The organism is Trichocoleus sp. ST-U2 (genome assembly GCF_039961875.1).
Classification (GTDB): Bacteria; Cyanobacteriota; Cyanobacteriia; order Cyanobacteriales; family FACHB-T130; genus FACHB-T130.
This window is the reverse complement of record NZ_JAMPJY010000044.1, coordinates 13,242-30,613: the sequence shown is the minus strand read 5'-3', so window position 1 is coordinate 30,613 and position 17,372 is coordinate 13,242. Positions and strand designations below refer to the sequence as shown.

The following is a 17,372-nucleotide window of genomic DNA, read 5'->3' as shown; positions in this document are numbered from 1 at the left end:
CTAAAAAAGCAAAAATTACTGTTGAGGGTGCTTTATGTCCGGATCGCAGCCAAACCAAACCACAATTTTTAACAGCTTTGCTGACTGGTGTTTGCACAAAGATAGCCTCTCTCCAGCAGCAAGGCATACGGTTGAGGTGTTGTTGCAGAAAGCTGGCACTTCTGACTGTAATCAAGCGAATCGGATACTATCAAGCTGCACTGAGCTACATCTCTACAACAATCAAACTACCGACTTGAGTCCGCTTTCTGGATTAACCAACCTTACCCAACTGAATCTCTATAACACTCGAATTACAGACTTGAGTCCGCTTTCTGGGTTAATCAACCTTACCCAACTGTATCTAAATGACAATCGAATTATCGACTTAAGTGGGCTTTCTAGGTTAACTAACCTCACCCAACTGTATCTCATTAATCAAATTACTGACTTGAGTTCTCTTTCTGGGTTAACCAACCTCACCGAACTGCATCTCTACAACGGTACCTACCTGTATCCAAATAACAATCAAATTAGCGACTGGAGTCCGCTTTCTAGGTTAATCAACCTTACTCAACTGTATCTAAATAACAATCAAATTACAGACTTGAGTGCGCTTTCTGGGTTAACCAACCTCACCCGTCTGAATCTCCACACCAATCAAATTACAGACTTGAGTGCGCTTTCTGGATTAACCAACCTCACTCACCTGCATCTCTACAACAATCAAATTACCGACTTAAGTCCCCTTTCTGAGTTAACCAACCTCACCCACCTGCATCTCTACAACAATCAAATTACCGACTTAAGTCCCCTTTCTGAGTTAACCAACCTCACCCAACTGTATATAAATAACAATCAAATTATCGACTTAAGTCCCCTTTCTGGGTTAACCAACCTTACCCAATTGAATCTCGGTAGCAATCAAATTACCGACTTGAGTGGGCTTTCTAGGTTAATCAACCTCACCCAACTGTATCTAGGTAACAATCAAATTACTGACTTGAGTAGCCTCTCTGGGTTAACCAACCTCACCCGCCTGAATCTCGGTGGCAATCAAATTACTGACTTGAGCGAGCTATCTGGGTTAACCAACCTCACCGAACTGTATCTTCAAGCCAATCCAATTTCCAATCTAAGTTTGTTGCGATCGCTTCAACAGAAGTGGCGCGCTTTGTTAACACAGCCGATCGATCGTCAAAAAGTCACAGAAACAATAAAATCAACCTACGCAGTTATTGGTCAAGAAGAACCTGAAATCATTTTTTGCAGTAGTCCACTTACTGGTGTTGAGTGGTTACGCGAATACCAGCAGTTGGGAATTTCACTCGCACAGTCACTATCCCAATTAGCTAGGAAATCGCTGAGTTTAGGAGTCTGGACAGCTTTGCAGCAAGAGATCAACTTTCAACTAGGAAGAACGATCGAGAATAACCTAACACAACATTTGTTGCAATATTACCAACCATTGAGTGCCATTACCCCTGAAGATTTCGTTGCGATTATCAGCATCAGCCAATACTGTGTCTCTATCGGTTGGGTGCTGGAGCAGAAGTCACAGGAAGCACTTGAATGCTTGAACCAGCTTTTCGAGCAATGCGGCTGGATTTTCCCGTTTGAGAAGGTTTGTATTGTATGCGATCGCCCGACTAAACTCTCCCTCGACAGCCAAAACCGCCTCCACGCCGAAGGTGAACCCGCGATTCAGTTTGCTGATGGATGGCATACGGGGTATTACTATCATGGGGTAAAATTGCCTGAAAAATATGGCAAACTGCATCCCCATCAATGGCAGGCACAATGGATTTTAGAAGAAGACAACGCTGAATTGCGTCGAATATTAATTCAAGGAATTGGCTATGCACGAATCTGTCAAGAATTACAAGCAACTGAATTAGATTCCTGGCAAGAATACACTTTGCTAAAACTTGATGCTGATATTGATGGTTTTCAACGTAATGCTTTTGATGATGCTCCTCAAAAAGAGCCTATTCACTTGATAAAAATGACTTGTCCTAGCACTGGTTTCATTCATGCTATGCGAGTGCCGCCGGATATTACATCGGCTCGTGCAGCGATTCGCTGGATCAATTGGGACATCGATCCAGAAGATTTTTCCGTACAAACCTGAATAGTAAGTTTTTAGACTTATTAACCATAGACAAACGCAGATAAATTATCAGTGTTTATCTGTATTTAAATTTCAAAACTAGGAGATAGAGAAAGCCCCTCTCCTACGAGGAGAGGGGTTTGGGGAGAGGTTAAGTTTGTGTATCGCATCCAACTTCTGGCACTATAGGCAATAATTTTATCTATACATAACAAAGCGTCAACATGAATTTACCAGAATCAAGTAGATTACAATTTACCCCAGATTTGAATATCTGCCGCGTACTGAATGGAATGTGGCAAGTGTCAGGCGCACATGGAAGAATTGACTCAAAAGCTGCGATCCAAAATATGTTTGATTACATGGATGCAGGCTTCACCACTTGGGATTTAGCCGACCATTATGGCCCCGCTGAGGACTTTATTGGAGAGTTCCGGAGGCAATTGGTAGCAAGTCGAGGTGAAGAGGCGCTGTCTAACTTGCAAGCTTTCACAAAATGGGTACCAAGACCCACTAAAATGACGCGCAAGTTGGTAGAAGATAACATTAATATTTCCCTAAAAAGAATGGGAGTTGATTCTCTTGACTTGATGCAGTTTCATTGGTGGGATTATCGCGATAAAAACTACTTGGATGCGCTCAAGTATATGGCGGAACTCCAAGAGGAGGGAAAAATCAATCATCTAGCTTTGACAAATTTTGATACAGAACGTCTGAAAATTATTACCGAGGCAGGTATCAAAATTGTCTCCAATCAGGTGCAATTTTCGCTAATTGACAGGCGTCCCTTAGCGAACATGGTGCAATTCTGTCAAGAGAATAACATCAAGCTTTTTGCTTACGGGACACTCTGCGGCGGCTTGCTGTCAGAAAAGTACCTGGGACAACCAGAACCGCGAGCAGGAGAACTGAAGACGGCTAGCTTGCGAAAATACAAGAATATGGTAGATGCGTGGGGTGGCTGGAATTTATTTCAAGAGTTACTTTCTGTCCTCCAAGAGATTGCTCAGAAGCACGGGGTAAATATCTCTAATGTGGCGGTGCGTTATATTCTAGAGCAGCCAGCAGTCGCGGGTGCAATCGTCGGCGCACGGTTAGGGGTGTCAGAGCATATCGAAGACAATGCCAGGGTGTTTGATTTGATACTGGATGCAGAGGATGATCGGCGAATGAATGCGATCGCTCAACAATCGCGCGATCTCTACCAGCTTATCGGTGACTGCGGCGACGAGTACCGACGATAAGCCGCAACTTCGCTACGGTTAACCACCCTGTAAGGGTAGCTGATTTTTTTCTTAAGATCGGATAACAAGGACGATTCAGCCCAAATACGTTTACAAACAAATCACCTATGAGTGCAAACGCCATTATTACTGATAACCCGTTACTCATCGGCAAAGGGCTGCCCCCATTTGATGCCATCAAGCCGGAACACGTCGTTCCGGCGATGACGCAGCTACTGGCTGAACTAGAACAGGAACTTGCCACCCTAGAAACTCAGGTAGAACCGACTTGGAGCGGTTTAGTCGATCCCCTCCAACAACTGGTTGAACGCTTAACCTGGAGTTGGGGGATTGTCGGTCACTTGATGGCTGTGAAGAATAGCCCCGAAATCCGCGAAGCGCACGAAACCGTGCAGCCAAAAGTGGTGCAGTTTTCCAACCAGCTGAACCAAAGTAAGCCGCTGTATGAAGCATTTAAGGGGCTGCAAAGTAGCAACGCTTGGGATAGCCTGGAACCAGCCCAAAAGCGGATTGTCGAATCAGCGATTAAAGATGCCGAACTTTCCGGCGTTGGGTTAGAAGGAGAAAAGCGCGATCGCTTCAACGCTATCCAACTCGAATTAGCAGAACTTTCCACCAAGTTCTCTAACCACGTCCTCGACGCTACAAAAGCGTTTAGCCTGACCCTCACCAACAAAGACGAAGTTGACGGCTTACCGCCCAGCTTAATTAGTCTAGCTGCTCAAACTGCCCGTGCTGCTGGCGAAGAAAATGCCACCCCTGAAAATGGCCCTTGGCGCATCACCCTGGATTTTCCCAGCTTTGGCCCTTTCTTGCAGCACAGCACCCGTCGGGACTTGCGCGAAAAGCTTTATAAAGCCTATGTCAGCCGTGCATCGAGTGGCGAGTTAGATAACACCCCACTCATTGAGCGCATATTGGAACTGCGCCAAGAAAAGGCAAGGCTACTCGGTTTTGACAGTTTTGCCGAGTTAAGCCTAGCCCGAAAAATGGCTCCTAGCGTTGAAGCAGTTGAGGCGTTACTAGATGAACTGCGCGGCGCTAGTTATGATGCGGCTAAGAAGGAATTAGAAGAATTAAAAGCGTATGCTGCAAGTAAAGGAGCCGCAGAAAGCAGCGACTTGAAGCACTGGGATATCAGCTTTTGGTCGGAACGCCAGCGGGAAGAAAAGTTCGCCTTCAGTGCAGAAGAGTTACGCCCTTACTTCCCCCTACCACAAGTGCTAGATGGGCTATTCAGCCTCGTCAAGCGGTTATTTGGCATTACCGTCACGGCGGCTGATGGTCAAGCCCCAGTGTGGAATGAGGATGTGCGTTACTTCCAGATTGCTGATGAAACAGGCAATGCGATCGCATACTTCTATTTAGATCCTTTCAGCCGTCCCGCCGAAAAGCGCGGCGGTGCCTGGATGGACGAGTGCCTAGTCCGTGCCAAAATTATCGAAGCTGGCACGCCCACTACACGCTTACCTGTCGCCTATTTGGTCTGCAACCAAACCCCCCCAGTCGATGGCAAACCCAGCCTGATGACCTTTGGCGAGGTAGAAACCTTATTCCACGAATTCGGTCACGGCTTGCAGCATATGCTGACCAAGGTGGATTATCCGGGTGCAGCAGGCATCAACAATGTGGAATGGGATGCGGTAGAATTACCCAGCCAGTTTATGGAAAACTGGTGCTATGACCGACCCACTTTGATGGGAATGGCGAAGCACTACGAAACCGGGGAAACCTTACCAGAGCATTACTACCAAAAGCTTTTGGCAGCACGCAACTACATGAGCGGTACTGGCACGTTGCGGCAATTGCACTTTAGCTTAGTGGATATCGAACTGCACCATCGCTATCAACCGGGTGGGAATGAAACGGTGGCTGATGTGCGAAACCGCATTGCCCAAACCACAACAATTTTGTCCCCTCTGCCAGAAGACTCCTTTTTATGCGGGTTCGGACATATCTTTGCTGGCGGCTATGCGGCGGGTTATTACAGCTACAAGTGGGCTGAAGTTCTCAGTGCTGATGCCTTTGCAGCTTTTGAAGACGCTGGCTTAGAAGATGAGACGGCTGTAGCTTCTACAGGTAAGCGCTTCCGCGACACCGTGTTGGCGCTGGGTGGTAGCTTACACCCGATGGAAGTGTTCAAGTCCTTCCGGGGACGGGAACCGAGTACGGAGCCTTTACTGCGCCATAGCGGCTTAGCCGTGGCGTCCCGTTAAGGAACATTTCGCCGGGAAATCTCGCCGGGAGTAGAGAGAAATCCCATCCTGTAGAGACGTAGAATTTTGCGTCTCTACAATTCCTAAGATTTTGCACAATCTGTGTGCGTTCACATTTGTGCGTTAGCACTTGTGCGTTAACACTTAGTCATCCGACTTGATAATTTTGCTGAGTTTTATAAAATTAATACTTGCATATAAGCAAGGATTCGCAAATGCCGTCTAATGTTGTTGTTGGGAATGCTCATAGTGAAGGTGCAAATCGTTCTGGTTGGTTTCTCGGTCATTTTATAAACCCAATCGATGACATTCGTTCGACTTCCAACCTAGAAGTGAAATGGGGGATGCACCCAGCAGGAGACGGGAGATCCGAATGGGCAATGAATGAGGAAGCAACTACACTTTCTATCCTGATTAAAGGACGATTTCACGTTAAATTTCCAGAGCAAGAAGTCTTACTGTCTCGTGAAGGCGACTACGTTCTCTGGTCTCCAGGCGTACCCCATTCTTGGTCTGCCGAGTCAGATTGTACCATTCTGACTGTCCGCTGGCCCTCGAAGTTGGGAGATAGTGTAGCAGTTAGTTGATTGCTTTCAATAGCGCGTGAATCATCAAAAAATTTCATGTCTGCACAGAAAATTCTTCCGGCTTAATTCCCCAATTCACCCAAGCGATCGCTTCCCGTGCCGATATCATCTCAGGTGGTACGCGCAACACATGAATAAATCCTGTGCTTGGGCAAGTCATCTTCAACAAAGATATTGGCTCAACATCAATATCAGTATCAATTTTAAATAAAGTGTATTCTTGATAAGAATCTAACTCAATTGCTCCTAATTCCTGGGCAATTCTATCGTAGCCAATTCCCTGAATTAGCACTCGCCGTAGTTCGGCGTTATCTTCTTCTATTATCCATTTAGCTTCCCACTGTGTTGGGTGTAGCTTGCCGTATTTTTCAGGTAATCTTACCCCATGATAAACGTAGAGGCTGTATCCGTCTGCAAACTGGATCGCGGGTGCGCCTTCCGCGTGGAGGCGCTGCTGGTTGTCCAGGGAGAGGATGCGAGGGCGATCGCAGACAATTACCATCTTCTCATAAGGGAAAATACAACCGCAATTCTTGGCTATTGTCTGAAATGCTTCCCATTCTTTTTGCTTATACTCAAAATTTAATACGTTAATGCAAAAGTCATACAAACTGCCCGAACTAACCCATTGAGCGGGTTCAATATATATATCATCATTACCAAAGATAATATTCAGTAGGTTTTCCTGTTGGCTAAGGTTATCCGTTTCCTGGGATATGCGATTTGCAAGTTGATGATTCGTTTCACTTCCTATGAGTAAATCCTGTAGTATTAACCGATCCACCAAATTATTTGGTATTGGTATATCAAGCTGTACCCACATTTCCTCGCATAGCTTCTGTATTTGCTTTTCTTTAAATTCTATTTCCTCCCATAGTTGATTTCGCACTTGCTCCATTGTTTGGAAGAACATTATAAGTTCCTCCGTTAGTAACCCCTCTAATTTCCAACTTATATCATTATGTAGTTCGCTACCCAGTCGGCTCATAACTGTATTACAAAAACTAGACTTTATAGCTGATAATAAATAGTCGGAAAAATCTTGGTTAAATATTCTTCTGGTTTCATACAATTCTCCATATATTCTATTTTTATCTATGACTAATTGTTTGTCGCTACCTACTGCATAAGGACTATCGTAAAAAAGTATCTCTGGTTCAGATAATTCAATCAAAATATAAACTGCTTTTACCGCTTTAGCAGCTTTTTCTCTATCAATTGGCTCAGTTGAATATGCTATATCTCTCCACTTCTCCCGATAAACCGGAATTAAAGCTTCTTGTTCTGGAGTCAGCTTTTCAATCTTTTCCTGTGACATACTGCGGCGGCTTTGCTGAATATATCTGGTGCAAAAAAGACCCCGGCGATTAGAAATCGCGGCTACACAAACAAAGTCCGCCTTCGCGGACTAAGAGTAAATTCCTCTTCAAACCTGCGTAGGCAGGTTTCGTCTGTGTAGACGCGAATTACATTCGCCAAGGCGTTCTCATTACCCAACCTCTAAGGGCACAGGGCGCAATCTTCCGGCTACTTCAACACTGGGAAAATTTGGATCGAAAGTCAGATTTTCTAGTCCATCTTTGAGAAGTACAAAAGTATCCTCAATCTTTGCACCCCGTACACTGGGATTCCAGGCGATAGCCATATTTTCTTCCAACGTGTCATTAGTCGTCGGATTCGCTACAACTTCTCGCGCCAAATATCCAGTCGTTCCACCTTGATGATGTTCTCGGATGGCATTAGGATATCCGTGCTTTTGATAAACATCAGCTAAAGTGTCATAAACTGCATTCAGAGCGATTCCAGGCTTTAAAAAATTCAAAGCTTCCGCTTCAATTTGCCGGACATCACCATGCAATTTAGCACTTTCATCGGACGAACCGAATGATACAAATCGGGTCAGATTCGCATACAAACCATGTCTTCTGGCGCAAAATACCAGCATCGCTTGCCGTCCAATCTTTTCACCTGTGGCGGTAGCATGACGGTACAGCGGCAAACGTCTCTCGCCTGCTACCAGCGTCAGCGCTGGATGTATCCCCCTCGCCCATAATGCCTCCGCACCCGCACCGGCAAGCTGATATTCTGTCCAATCTGGCTTGGCGGCTTTGAGTACCTCAGTCATCGCTTCGCTTGCCTGACGCCCTAGCTGGCGATATCGCTCTAGCTCGCTTGGTATCAAGGTTCGCTTATGCTGTTGTAGAGAGGCGGGTAATCGCTTTTCAACATGAGGAATCGGGCGATCGCTTAAAATTTTCCCCCCATTGGTTGCCTGTTGCACAAAAGATTCACGCGCCGCCGCATCAGCCCAGGGATTCGCATAATGCTGGAAATTTCCGGGAATCTCCTCATCTTTTAACCGCTGCGCTTCGATTTCATCGGTTAATATCCAGGCATCCTCAGGAGTCACCAGCACTTCTGCGATTCCAGTTTCAGCCGTCAGCAGTACGGTGCTAGAACCGCCAGCAGTCGCCCAGGCGAACCAATCTGTGCCGCGCAATCGCAAACCCTGCGCTTCAGATTCTGTTAAGGCGTTTCGGATTAACTCTAGCTTCTGAGAGACTTCTTCACTAACTTGATTCATAACTCACCTCTTACAGCAGGAAATTCCTCCCCCAGCCCCTCCCGGAAACGGGGAGGAAACTGAAGTTCTTGCCCCTTCCCTGCAAACGAAGGGATTCGGGGGTTAAGTTTTGATTCACAACCGCACAGGATTCTCAAGTGTGATGACGACAGCTTGCAACTCCTTCACCTTCTCCTCCGGAAGCGCATCATTGGCAAACATACCTGCGGCTAGTTCGGTTCCCGCCAGGTACTTAAGCCGATCCTGAGTCCGATAGGGAGGATACAACTCTGCGTGCAGATGCGCTTCTGGGTGCGGATTTCCATCGGTAGGTGCTTGGAACCACGCCATCAAGTAAGGGAAAGGACGATTCCACAAACCGTCATACTTGAGAGTGACCGTTTTTAAGGCTTTGGCGAGTCCTTGGCGCTGCCCATCTGTCAGATCCACAAATGTAGCGGTGGGCTGAATCGGGGCAATCCAGACTTCGTAAGGGTAACGGGCAAAAGCGGGGACAAATGCGATCGCTTCCTCATCCAGATAAATAATTCGCTGATTATCCAAAATCTCTTTTTGGATCAAATCTTGCAGCAAACCCCGCTGATGTTCCTGATAATACGCATGTTGCCTCTCTAACATCCGCGCTGGGACGGGTGGAACAAAGGGATAAGCGTAGATTTGCCCGTGGGGATGCTGTAAAGTCACCCCCATTTCGACCCCTTTATTCTCAAAAGGCAGTACATACTGAATCTGGGGCATTTCGCCTAAAGCGCGAGTGCGATCGCCCCAAACTTGCAACAATAACTCTAATTGATCCAGTTCTAAAGAACTGAGGGAAGCTTGCGGATCTTGCGTAAATACGACCACTTCGCACGCGCCGTTTGCTGGGAGAGTCTGCACAATGCTAGCGGGTGGATTGTGCGCCCCCAAAGCCATTGAGGGAAAGCGGTTGTCGAACACCGCCATATCATATTTCCCCTGCGGGAGTTCCGTCGGAAACTGAGGATCTTTGGTAGGTGCTAACGGATTGTATTCTGGGGGCGGCATAAAAGTCCGCCCCTGACGGTGACTTGCATAAGCAATCCATTCGCCCCGCAACGGATGCCAGCGCAGGTGAGGATTCGCCTGCACTGGCTCATTACTAGGGCTAGTGGCTGTAATTTCCTCCGCAATGGGGAATCTGCTGTATAGAATCAGCTTGCGACCATCCGGCTTCAACAGCTCCTGGGAATACATTGTTTTCTTGCCCCAATGCAGCTTTAACTGTTGTGAGCATAACGTCCTCTTCGTCTTCCTCACCCCTGCCTAGAGTTGCATATGCGATCGCTTCGATAGGAAATTTCGGAGTCCGGTCGGCATATAGCAGTCCGTTCGCTTCTTGGTAGGTATCGGTCAACTGGGTGTAACAAAAACCGCTAAATAACTCGACTCGGTTCACCACATCTAGTAGCGCCGTATACCGGATTTGCAGTTCGGAGACATCATGGGAACGCACATATCCCCAAGCTTTTTTATCTTCCCGACCCGCATAAGCAATACCGCCAAACTCAGTCAGCATAATCGGCTGTCCTTGATGAGGATAGCCATCCAGCGTCAGAACCCGCCCACCCGGACGTTGGCGATCGAAAAGGTCTGATAGCTTCACTTCTGGACCGTAGCGTTTTGCCATCCGAGTCGGCTTATTATCGTAGTCGTGGATAGCCAAAATATCGGTCGCCGCACTTTCCCAACCGTCGTTACCGATGACTGGACGAGTTGGATCGAGAGTCTTGGTCAAATGATACAGTGCTTGGACGCAGTGCTGGTGGGCTGCTGTCGCTGTCAAATCGGGAACACCCCAAGATTCGTTGAAGGGCACCCAGACGACAATGCAAGGATGGCTGGCATCGCGTTCAATGACCTCAGTCCACTCCTTGGTAATCCGTTCCACCGCTTTAGGAGAGAAGCGATAGGCGCTGGGCATTTCTTCCCAAACCATCAGTCCTAGCACATCTGCCCAATACAAGAAGCGGGGGTCTTCAATCTTCTGGTGCTTGCGAACCCCGTTGAATCCCATTGCTTTGACTAGCTCAACATCTTGCCGCAACGCTTCATCGGAAGGTGCGGTCATCAGAGTTTCAGGCCAATAGCCTTGGTCTAGAACCAGTCGCAGATAGTAGGGACGACCATTGAGCATAAAGCGATCGCGCTGGATTCCCACCGTCCGCATTGCGGTATAAGACTTGATTTCATCCAGCAACTCGCCATTAGACCACAACTGCACTTCAACATCGATCAGAGTTGGCTTTTCTGGACTCCAAAGCAATTCGTTGCGGTAGTCGTCAATACCAGGGTCAGAAAGGGCAATCCGTCGGTGAATCTCTCCGTGAATTACTTCATAGGTATCGTTGACTAGCAACTGGCAGCCAACGGTTAGTTTTACCTTTACCTCGATGCCATCGCACTGGTCACCTGCAACAAAAGCTTCAAAGCCAATTTCCCAACGCTCAAAGTGCGGTGTCCAGCGGATGCGCTCAATATAAGTAGAAGGAACGATCTCCGCCCAAACGGTCTGCCAAATCCCAGTGGTGCGCGGGTACCAAATACTGTGCGGTTCCAGTTGCCAATCTTGCTTACCACGAGGTTTTGCCAAGTCTTGGGGGTCGTCTTGCGCCCACACTGTTACCCGCTGCGGTCCGTTCTCATTAAATACTGGCGTAATATCGATGCTGAAGGGAGTATGTCCGCCTTCATGGTCAGCCATAAATTGACCGTTGATCCACACGCGGGCGCGATAATCTACCGCCCCGAAGTGAAGCAGCACCCGACCTGCACCCTTAACAATGTTAAATTCTCGCTCATACCAGCAGTTCGGGTGAAACCCTGTGTCGCCAATGCCACTTTTTGAGGATTCTGGCGCGAAGGGAACTTCAATTGTATGCGTCCACCCGGAAACATCTGAGGGTCGAGTTATCTTCCCCTCATCGTCATAAGTAAACTTCCACGGACCGTTGAGACAAATCCAATGCGATCGCTGTAACTGCGGACGCGGATATGCTCTGTCGAACTGGTCAAAATTAGACTGAGTAGCGCCGCCAGACGCGATATAACAATTCTCCAGCCATTTCCCCAAAGAGTGCATATAGTCATCTATCCAAGGTTATATTTCTAGAGTACCCATAAATATCTGAGTACTAACTCTTTTAAGTGTTTTTCTATAAAATTTTTTAAATGTCTACACAGTCTGGATTTCAGGGATTTAAGGTTATTTTTTTCTAGCAAAAATACAGTTTAAGAACCAAGACTGTTTAATGCCATTAATACGATAAGTAATGCCTATCGTTATTACTACATCCATTTGCCAATCTTTTCCGGAGCGAGGTACGTTGCCTCTGTACCACATATCCGGCTACTGTGTTATCGACGCCTCAAAATTGTAAGTCTTATCGTGACTCAGATACGTAACTTTTTGTTTGAGTTCCGTTGCCGTAATCGCTTGCATAAAATCCTCTAACGACGATTTAAAATTCGTGTAATCGTTGGAGTGAATTGGGATGGCATAGAAAGAACAATTTATTGAATTGCCTTAACGCCTTGCTTGGCATCGATTATCAGACGAATTGCGAATGCTTTTGTTCCATACAAGTGCAGCAAAACCAAATCGATATCCGAATACTGTCGAGGAATTTCTTTCAGTTGTTGGTTAGCGAAGGTATTGCCAGTAATAAAGAGACGAAATGCCGTCTTCCCAGAAGCAGGTTGAAGCTTTAGCAGACTCGCATAACAGGTGGTAGTACGGCTGTGAGGAGCATCGACCCGTGTCTTCCAGGCATCGACTTAAGCTAAAAATCAACATTCCCCTTGGTAACAGTTAAAGGTTCCAAGTTTTGAGCAGATTAGGTTGCATTAAACTCCCTTCTTTATTAATTGTAGCAGTTGCGGAAAGGGAAGATATGATGGGAATGTTTGTATTCAGTTTTTGCTCTGCAATGCACTCGAAACGAGCTTTGTGCATTTGCGAGAGTAGAATCAAATCGATCGACGGCAGATCGTTAAGATTTATGGCGGGATTTTTCCAGTGATGTGAGCGAAGATATTCGCCCAAATGCACTCTCTCTGCCTAATGGAAAAAATTTGGATTGGTCAGAATCGTAAATCCGGCGTTATGTCAGGATAACTGTGATGGTTGCAATTAAGAAAATTGGGAGATGTTATTAAATTGGGTTATTTGCCGTTCGCAGAAAGAGTATATTACTGTTGCTTCATTGATAACGTACCTTTTCTCAAGAGTAGGATACGTTAGCACAACGCTTGTCAGGCATTGTTAGAAGCAAAAGAGTAATAATTTTGCTGCGTTCATCCTTCAGGAACACACGCTCCCATTTTGGAGAAGAATCGCGAAAACTTAACGATTTAACGAGCCGAAGCAGGCTGGACAGGCGAGCTGGTAGATTTCAGCTTTGGTGAATATGCTGACTTTGACAAGGTTTCTGATATAGGATTAACATTAGCTCGCGTTAAGCTTCCTAAACTTTGAAATCCTTCTGACTTATTAAAGGTTTCCAAAACCTGATCTAAACCCGTCATCTCCAATAAAATCCTAACCTGTTCGCTCTTGGAATAAAGTAAAATTTTGCAACCCGCGGAGCGGGTAAGCCTCACCATTGAAACAAGAGCCATTAAGCCAGAACTACTGATAAAAGTGACATTTTTGAGATCGAGGAGAACAAATTTGACTCCTGCGTCGATCAGATTCTCAATTTCTTGATGAAACTGAGCTGCTCTAGAGCTATCAAAAATGTCTGGGGATTTAACGATTTTAAAAAGAATGCTCATCTTAAAAACCTCAATGGGTAAATGGACTAAGGTGAGCAGTGCCCACCTTAGAGTGGGTTAAAGTATCGATTTTTACAGGGAAATTTTGGATTCTTGGAAGTAGCGGGCGATCGCATTTTCCAGCGACGGCAACAGTACCCCTCGTTCGCTGCCCAGAACGCTGTAGATTGGGCGTGGTGCCAATAGCCTCAGCGCTTGCATGGGACAAGCTTCAATTCGGGTAGCATCGAAACCAGCTTTCTTTGCAGCAAACCGTGCCAAATCTGCCCAAGAACTCTCACCAGGGTTCGCAATGTGCCACAAACCGTTCTCGCTATCAATTAAGAGGTCAAGGCTGGCATTGACCAGATCCGGAACGTAGGTCGGTGAAACGACCGAATCTTCTGCCGCAATAAAGGGTTTTCCTGCCGCTAGGGTGCGGAGCGCCATTGTAATAAAGTTGTACTCGTCCCACGGCCCGAAGAAGGCGCTGGTGCGGACGACGAGCGACGAGGGATGAAACTTTAGAACTTGCGACTCAGCTTCTACTTTACTGCGTCCATACACATTGAGCGGTGCAACAGCATCGCTCTCCACATAAGGAGCAACACCAGTTCCATCAAATACCAGATCCGATGAGAAGGTGAGCAACGCCACTTTCTGCATCGCGCAAGCAGCCGCAAGAGTTGCTGGGCCAACTGCGTTTTCGCGCAGACAAGCATCCGGTTCGCGCTCCGCATCATCTACGCGAACGTATCCAGCCGCATTTACAACCGCCCAAGGCTTGAGTTCAGCCAGTACCCGCTTAACCGAGGCAGGATCGGCAATATCCAGTTCCTGACGGTTAAGGAGGTGATAGGGGATACCCCGGATGTCGCAAATTCGAGCAAAAGCTTTCCCCAGCGTGCCTCTCGCTCCAATAATGGCGAGCGGACGCGGTGAGGAAGAACGGACAGGTGTTGAGGTGCTTAGGTACTGAGGACTGAGGTGCGTTTCTGGGTTTTTGTGCCTCTGCACCTCTGCGCCGTTGCTCTCCGCAACGGGTGGATAGAGCAGTCGCTGGTTTCTATGCCACCATCCTGGCACATCCAAAAGGGGATGGTGAGGCATCTCGCCGCGTGCCAACTCGCGCAGCATATGGGCGATCGCAGTTGGGCGGGGTTCGGGCGATCGCAAGTCGAACACCCCAGGCTCGTAATGACCGTTATCTTTTGTTACCAAGCTAGTCCAGTCATAAGAACCGAGGAGCGACCAAGCGGTGATAGCCCGCAGATCGATGCCTTCGGAACGCAGACGGGTTGCTGCTTCCCACACCTCTTTAACCCAGCGCAGTTGTTCCTCGCGGGTGCAACCGTGATGGACTTCAGTGACCGCAATTGGCAAGCCGTAGCGTTCCCATGTCTCTTTGATCAGCGTGTAGGGTCCGGCGATTCCTTCAGCACGCACCCGCACTGCCTCGACATCTGCGTACTGCTGCCGCCCATTTCCCCCATGCGTCCATTGGGGATAGCGTTCTAGGCGCTCATCCAGAAAGCGATCGCTCGTTAAGTAGTGGTTAATCCCAATAATGTCTGGCGGGCAGGGATTTTCTAAAAACCACTCCAGTTCAGCTTCAGGAATTCCAACTTTACATAGATATTGCCACATCGGGCGATCGGGATTGAGGCGACCAGACAGCAGATCGAAACTCAGCCAGCGACGCTCATTTTCAAACTCTGCTTGGTACGCCATCTGTGGCGTGCTGAACACCTTGCACAAGTCCTCGGTTTGCACCAGCTTTGCGTCTGGGTTAACTTGGCGAATGGCCTGCATTGACAGGATTGTGCCGCGGAGTTGCGTCAGCAATGCCTGCAAGAAAGTTAAACTATCCCGACCGTGAGGATACCAGTGACCGTATAATCCGCTAAAACGCGCTGTCGTGAGCGGCTCGTTAACAGGGGTGTAATTTTCCACCCACGGATAGCGTTGGGCAACGGCTTCGGCGAACTGGGCAAGCCCAGAGGCAAAGGTGGGATTCACCAGGCTTGTATGACGAGGGCCACTGCCGTGGTGAACTAAACCGACAATGGGACGGATACCGAGTTCGCGCAAACGTCCCAGTCGTTCATCCGCCCAAGACCAATCGGCGCTATCTGGCCCATCAGGGGCAGTTAATTCCCAGAGGATCGGGTAGCGAATGGCACTTACGCCGAGTTCGGCAAACAAATTGAGGTCACTTAAGCGCGTTTTGTGACCGTTTCGTTCCAACTGGTTGAAATAGCGATCGCCTACGCGGTTAACGGTACACTCTACTCCAGCCCACATCTCCAATTTAGAGTTTTGAGTTTTGGGCTTTGAGTTTTGAGTTCGTTCAGAATTGCTAATGATTAGTTCTTTACTTAAGGCTGCTCTTATCATTCCTCACCCCCGAATAACTTGTGCATGAAGTGTCAGTAGCCCATGACTCATGGCTATTGTTTCCGATGTTTTATTCATCGTTCATGGCATGGCAGTAAAAATGATTCAAGCAAGCATTAGTCATTAGCAAATCCCTAATGACTAATGACTGTTGACTACTGACTAATGACTGACGGCTTTTCCGTGACCGTTTCCGTTTGTAGTTGCAACTTCTGTCTGCGGGCGTTGTTCAACGATTTCACTGAGAGAAACATTCTGGGTGTAGTTGCTTCTCGCTTCCACAGGTTCTAAAGTGATTGGTTCTTGTTTCGTGCCAATCTGTTTGTGAACCGTGAGCGCCTGAGCCACGCATTGATCCATGTTGTAATACTTGTAGGTCGCCAAGCGTCCGACAAAATGTACCCCCGGGGTTGCATCAGCCAATGCCTTGTATTTCTTGTAGAGTTCGGCATTTTCTGGCCGCGGTACTGGGTAGTAAGGATCTCCCTCTGCCTGGGGGTACTCGTAAACAATGCTAGTTTTACTGTGTTCTTGTCCGGTCAGATACTTGAACTCAGTGATGCGCGTGTATAAATGCTCATTGGGGTAGTTTACGACTGGCGCTGATTGATGCACAGGCTTGTTGTGCGTTTCATGCTTGAATTCAAGGGAACGGTAGGGAAGCTTTCCATAGCGGTAATCGAAGTAAGCATCAACAGGCCCGCTGTAAATCATTTCCCGGTACGGAATGACTTTCTGAATTTCCCGATAATCGGTGTTCAGCATGATTTTGATGTTCGGATGAGACAACATCTTCTCGAACATCCGGGTATAGCCGTGCAATGGCATCGCTTGATAGCTATCGGTGAAATATCGATCGTCTCGATTGGTGCGGGTAGGCACCCGTGAGGTGACTGACTTATCGAGATCCGAGGGATCGATTCCCCATTGTTTGCGCGTGTAGTTCCGGAAGAATTTTTCGTACAATTCCCGCCCTACTTTGCTGACAACTACATCTTCGCTGGTACGGATCTGTTCTTTTTTCTCAGCAACCGAGGCGAAAAATTCTTCGAGTTGAAAGGAGGTGAGACTCAGTCCGTAAAGTTTATTAACGGTGTCGAGGTTGATGGGCATGGGTACCAGTTGACCGTCTACACTCGCCAAAACGCGGTGTTCGTAAGAGCGCCATTCGGTGAAGTTGGAAAGGTACTCAAAGACTTCGCGGGAGTTGGTATGAAAGATGTGAGGGCCGTATTTGTGTACCAGAACGCCCGCATCATCGTAATGATCGTAAGCATTGCCGCCAATGTGCGATCGCTTGTCAACCACTAGAACCTTCTTGCCCGACTGAGTCGCCAGCCGCTCTGCAAGGACACTTCCAGCGAACCCTGCACCCACAATAAGATAATCGAACATTCTAAAAGCCTCGCTTATTTAATAGAAATATGGCGGTGAAACCCTTACGGGAGTAAGGGAAAAATGAAACGGCTACCCTTGGGTAGA

Annotated in this window: 10 protein-coding genes; 4 read left to right on the top strand and 6 right to left on the bottom strand. The window is 47.4% G+C overall.

Annotated elements, in window-relative coordinates; translation table 11 throughout:
* The first annotated feature begins 34 nt into the window (after positions 1–34).
* The 4 genes from NC996_RS22550 to NC996_RS22535 all read left to right on the top strand — a co-directional run bounded on the left by NC996_RS22550 (position 35) and on the right by NC996_RS22535 (position 6,136).
* Complete coding sequence (locus NC996_RS22550) at positions 35–2,110, top strand: leucine-rich repeat domain-containing protein (RefSeq protein ID WP_190687093.1); 2,076 nt, start codon at positions 35–37, stop codon at positions 2,108–2,110.
* A 203-nt stretch (positions 2,111–2,313) separates the two neighbouring features.
* Entirely contained in the window at positions 2,314–3,333 is a 1,020-nt protein-coding gene (locus NC996_RS22545) for an aldo/keto reductase (RefSeq protein ID WP_190687090.1), read from the top strand.
* A gap of 107 nt (positions 3,334–3,440) precedes the next feature.
* Entirely contained in the window at positions 3,441–5,549 is a 2,109-nt protein-coding gene (locus tag NC996_RS22540) for a M3 family metallopeptidase (RefSeq protein WP_190687087.1), read from the top strand.
* Positions 5,550–5,764: 215 nt separating this feature from the next.
* The gene (locus tag NC996_RS22535; protein ID WP_190687084.1) at positions 5,765–6,136 is read left to right on the top strand and encodes a signal peptidase I; all 372 of its coding nucleotides are present in this window, start codon (positions 5,765–5,767) and stop codon (positions 6,134–6,136) included.
* A 34-nt stretch (positions 6,137–6,170) separates the two neighbouring features.
* On the opposite strand, the gene NC996_RS22530 is transcribed toward NC996_RS22535, so the two are convergent.
* The 6 genes from NC996_RS22530 to glf all read right to left on the bottom strand — a co-directional run bounded on the left by NC996_RS22530 (position 6,171) and on the right by glf (position 17,285).
* A complete protein-coding gene (locus NC996_RS22530; protein ID WP_190687083.1) occupies positions 6,171–7,454 on the bottom strand; it encodes a DUF6745 domain-containing protein in 1,284 nt (427 codons plus the stop codon).
* Positions 7,455–7,625: 171 nt separating this feature from the next.
* Positions 7,626–8,720: a M24 family metallopeptidase gene (locus NC996_RS22525; protein WP_190687080.1), complete on the bottom strand. Its 1,095-nt coding sequence runs from the start codon at positions 8,718–8,720 to the stop codon at positions 7,626–7,628.
* Positions 8,721–8,834: 114 nt separating this feature from the next.
* Positions 8,835–9,935 carry a galactose-1-phosphate uridylyltransferase gene (gene galT / locus NC996_RS22520; RefSeq protein ID WP_190687078.1) on the bottom strand — a complete coding sequence of 367 codons (1,101 nt, stop codon included), beginning with the start codon at positions 9,933–9,935 and terminating at the stop codon, positions 8,835–8,837.
* Complete coding sequence (locus tag NC996_RS22515) at positions 9,847–11,820, bottom strand: glycoside hydrolase family 2 TIM barrel-domain containing protein (RefSeq protein WP_190410073.1); 1,974 nt, start codon at positions 11,818–11,820, stop codon at positions 9,847–9,849. The genes galT and NC996_RS22515 overlap by 89 nt, the downstream gene beginning before the upstream one ends.
* 1,766 nt (positions 11,821–13,586) lie before the next feature.
* Entirely contained in the window at positions 13,587–15,797 is a 2,211-nt protein-coding gene (locus tag NC996_RS22510; RefSeq protein WP_347277793.1) for a family 1 glycosylhydrolase, read from the bottom strand.
* 255 nt (positions 15,798–16,052) lie between these two features.
* Positions 16,053–17,285 (bottom strand): UDP-galactopyranose mutase, encoded by a 1,233-nt coding sequence (glf, locus tag NC996_RS22505; protein ID WP_190687070.1) that lies wholly within the window; start codon positions 17,283–17,285, stop codon positions 16,053–16,055.
* Positions 17,286–17,372 lie beyond the last annotated feature (87 nt).